The organism is Amycolatopsis keratiniphila subsp. keratiniphila, from assembly GCF_001620365.2.
Taxonomy (GTDB): Bacteria; Actinomycetota; Actinomycetes; order Mycobacteriales; family Pseudonocardiaceae; genus Amycolatopsis; species Amycolatopsis keratiniphila.
Genome location: NZ_LQMT02000037.1, coordinates 434 through 4114, shown reverse-complemented (window position 1 = coordinate 4114; position 3681 = coordinate 434). Strand labels below are relative to the sequence as shown.

Sequence of the window (3681 nt, the reverse complement as noted above, 5' to 3'; positions counted from 1 at the left end):
GTACCAGGCGAGTTCGTGGTCTTCGGCGTCGCCGAGGGTGAACTCGGCGTCCGGATCGCCGAGGTCGGCTTGGTCGATCACCGCGGCGGCGGCCTGTACGGACTCGGCGGCTTCGGCCGCGTCGACGTGAATCGCGGCGACGTCGGCGATCTTCACCGGACCGGCCAGCCGGACGACGGCGGCGTCGAGGTCCGGGCGCAGCGTGACCTCGTCGATGTCGGCCGAGATCACCACCCGCCGCGGCTCGGGCTTCTCCTCGGCCGCGATCAGCCGGAGCGACGCCCTGGCGGCGTCGAGCAGCGCGGCGTACTCGAGCTCCTCGTCGGATCCGCTGGCGTAGGACTCCCGCAGCGCCGGGGTCAGCGCGAATCCCGTGCCGCTGCGCGCCCGGAGCTCTCCGGCGGTTTCGAGCTCACGGAGCATCGCGATCGTCGCGGGTAGATAGACCCTCACCAGTGCGCACCCTTCAGCTCTTCCAACGATTCCTCGATCATCCCGGCGAGCAGGTCCACATCGGACACGGCCTTGCGGTCGCCGTTCAGTCCGAAGTAGACACCGCCGTGATACGAGGTGACCCCGATCGCCAGCGCCTGATTGCGCACCAGCGGCATGACCGGGAACATCTCCACCATCTTCGCCTGTCCCGCGTAGAGCGGCACCTGCGGGCCCGGCGAGTTCGTGATCAGCACGTTGAAAATGCGCCCCGACATCGACCCGGCCACCCGCGCGCCGAGCGAATGCAGCGTCGGCGGGGCGAAACCGCCGACCGTCAGCAGGCCGCGCGCGGCGACCGAACGGCCGGAGTCGAGGTGGTCCGCCATCGCGTGACCGATGTGCTGCAGCCGCAGGACCGCGTTCGGCTCCCCGACCGGGAGATCGACCAGATAGGCGTCGACCTGGTTCCCGACCAGCGCCGGCGTCGAGTACTCGGCCGTCTCGGCGTCGCGGACGGCCATCGGCACCAGCGCGCGCACGGTGGTCGTCGCGGTCAGGTTCGAGCCGCGGGAGAGCAGCCATTCCCGCAGTGCGCCGGTGAGCACCGCGAGCACGACGTCGTTGACCGTGCCGCCGTGCGCGGCGCGGACCTTGCGGAAATCCTCCAGCCGCGTGCGGACCCCGGCGAACATGCGGCCGCCGGAGGTGCGGACGTTGAGCGGCCCGGACGGCGCCGGATGCACCATCGTCTTCAGCGCCGACGCGACGTCGCCGACCGTTTCGGTGACCTTGCCCGCCATCGCGGCGGCGTCGTGGGTGAGGGAGCGGACGTTCTCCACCAGCTCCGTCGGCCGCTGCACGGTCTCGGCGACCGCGTCGAGGACCAGTTGCGTGCGGCTCGGTTCCCGGCGCGGATGCCACGTGTCGTCGAACGGTTCCGGCTCCTGCGGGGCGGCGTCGAGGATCAGCTGCCCGATCTCGATGGTGCCGATCCCGTCCACGACCGATTGATGCGTCTTGGTCACCAGCGCGATGCGGTCACCCGCGAGCCCCTCGACGAAGTACGCCTCCCAGAGCGGCCTTCCCGGGTCGAGCCGCCGCGACATCAGCCGCGCCACGAGGTCGAACAGCTGGCCGTCGGAGCCCGGCTGCGGCAGCGCGGACCGCCGGACGTGGTAGTTGAGGTCGAAGTCGACGTCGTCGACCCATACCGGCCGGGCGAGGTGACCCGGCACTTCCAGCACTCGCTGCCGGTAGCGCGGCAGGAACGCCAGGCGCTGCCCGATCAGGTCGAGCAGCCGCTCGTGGGTGAAGCCCTCGCGCGGTCGCTCGAAGATCGCCACGCCGCCGACGTGCATCGGGGTCGAGTGGTCTTCCACGTACAGGAACGAGGCGTCCAGCGCGGAGAGGCGGTCGGGCATGGGCCGATCCTTACATAGTGGGACACTCGCCGGTGTGGGTGATGAGTCGGTGATCTCGCCGAAGGACCGGTTCCTGACGGTGTACGGCCGCAAACCGGTGCTCGAGGCATTGGACGACGCGGCGCTCGAGGTGGACAAGGTGATCCTCGCCGACACCGTGCGCGGGCCGAACGCCGCCGAGATCCAGCGTGCCGCGAAAGCCGCCGGGGTGCCGGTGCAGCGGGCGAGCGCGCATCGCGTCAAGGTGCTGGCGGGCAACGGCAAGCAGGACCAGGGCGTGCTGGCCGACGTCGTCGCCCCTCGTATGCGGTCGCTGCACGCGGCGCTGTCCGACGGCAGGCCGCCGTCGCGGGTGCTGCTGCTCGACGGCATCACCACCCCGGCGAACGTCGGGATGATCCTGCGCACGGCGACCGCCGCCGGGCTGGACGGGGTCGTGGTGCCGCGGCGCGGGGTCGCCGCCCTCGACCCGATGGTGGTCAAGGCTTCGGCCGGGGTCGCGTTCCGCGCGCCGGTGCTGCGGTGCGGCAGCGCGCGCGAAGCCGCCGAAATGCTCACCGAAGCCGGCTACGGGATCTACGCGCTGGGCGCTTCGGCCCGCAGCTCGGTGTTCGACGTCGAACTGCCGCAGCGAGCGGCGTTCGTGCTGGGCGGGGAGACGAACGGCGTCGGCGCCGAGGTCGGCGAGCTGGTGACGGAATGGGTGTCGATCCCGATGCCCGGAGAAGTCGAGTCGTTGAACGTCTCGGCCGCCGCCGCGGTGCTGTCGTTCGAGCTGGTGCGCCGCGCTAAGGCTTCGGAAACAACGCGCTGAGCTCGGTGAGCGTGTCCTCGACCGACGTGTGGTGCACTCCCGCCATCCCCGCCGCCACGGCCGCGCGGACGTTCTGCGCGGCGTCGTCGACGAACACGCACCGGTCGGCGGGCAGGTCGAGCAGGCCCGCGGTGAGCAGGTAGACCTCGCGGTCCGGTTTGGCCACGCCGACCTCGCCGGAGAAGACGAGCGCGTCGAAGAACGGGCCCAGTGACCGCTTGGCCTCGTCCGACGCGCCGGGGGCGTTGGAGAGCAAGGCCGTTTTGATGCCGCGCTCCCTGGCCGCGAGCAGGAAGGCGTACAGCTCGTCCGCGCCCACGTCCGTGAGCACCCCGGCGTAGTCGACGACCAGCCCTTTCAGCACCGGCTCACCGTACACAAGCGATCACCGCCCGGTTCATCCTCTCGGGCGGTCCTTGTCACGGCTCCGCCCACCGGCCGCCCCTTAGTTGCTGGGCGTGGCCGAGGGGGCCGCGGAGGGGGACTGCTCGATGAAGTCGTACGTACTGAGACGGCTCGAACCGTACGAACCGCCGTACCGGGTCGCCGACCGGCCCGACGGCCTGATGCACCGGGCGTCGGTGCCGGACAACCAGCTCGTGCTGGATCTGCCGCTGTCCGGGGAAAGCGTCGTGGAGGAACCGCGGCCGGCGCCGGACACCCCGGACGGCAGGCAGATCGGCAGGCTGCTGACCACCATCCTCGAAGCCTGCGACGGCCGCCGTCCGCCGGTCCAGGTACGGCCGATCCTCGACCCGGCGCTCCACCACGCGCTGCTCGAAAGCGGCCACCGCCGACCGGCGGGCGGCTACCGGCCGAAGTCGGTGCATCTCGGGCATCCGGCGGACGGCGTCGTCGAAGCCTGCGCGACCGTCGAGCAGAACGGGCGCTGCCTCGCCTTGGCCGCCCGCTTCGAGCGGACGCCGTCGGGCTGGGTGTGCACCCGCTTCCATCTGCTGAAGCCTCCGCGACGGGTCTCCGCGCTCGCGGCCTGATGCGCGTGAAGGCCCC

The 3681-nt window shown here is 71.4% G+C and carries 5 protein-coding genes; 2 read left to right on the top strand and 3 right to left on the bottom strand.

Annotated elements, in window-relative coordinates:
• Window positions 1–453: DUF6912 family protein (locus AVR91_RS33925; protein ID WP_143254202.1), on the bottom strand; the 453-nt coding region annotated here is incomplete at its 3' end.
• Window positions 450–1856, bottom strand: coding sequence for a WS/DGAT/MGAT family O-acyltransferase (locus AVR91_RS33920; protein ID WP_063272960.1), 1407 nt, complete (start codon window positions 1854–1856; stop codon window positions 450–452). The genes AVR91_RS33925 and AVR91_RS33920, both read right to left, overlap by 4 nt.
• A gap of 34 nt (window positions 1857–1890) precedes the next feature.
• On the opposite strand from AVR91_RS33920, the gene AVR91_RS33915 reads away from it, so the two are divergent.
• On the top strand, window positions 1891–2670 hold the full coding sequence (locus AVR91_RS33915; protein WP_063272961.1) for a TrmH family RNA methyltransferase: 780 nt from the start codon (window positions 1891–1893) through the stop codon (window positions 2668–2670).
• On the opposite strand, the gene AVR91_RS33910 is transcribed toward AVR91_RS33915, so the two are convergent.
• Window positions 2645–3049, bottom strand: coding sequence for an HAD-IA family hydrolase (locus AVR91_RS33910; RefSeq protein WP_063272962.1), 405 nt, complete (start codon window positions 3047–3049; stop codon window positions 2645–2647). The genes AVR91_RS33915 and AVR91_RS33910 overlap by 26 nt on opposite strands.
• 112 nt (window positions 3050–3161) lie before the next feature.
• Here AVR91_RS33910 and AVR91_RS33905 point away from each other — a divergent pair, with 112 nt between their 5' ends.
• A complete protein-coding gene (locus AVR91_RS33905) occupies window positions 3162–3665 on the top strand; it encodes an Rv3235 family protein (protein WP_063272963.1) in 504 nt (167 codons plus the stop codon).
• Window positions 3666–3681: the final 16 nt, after the last annotated feature.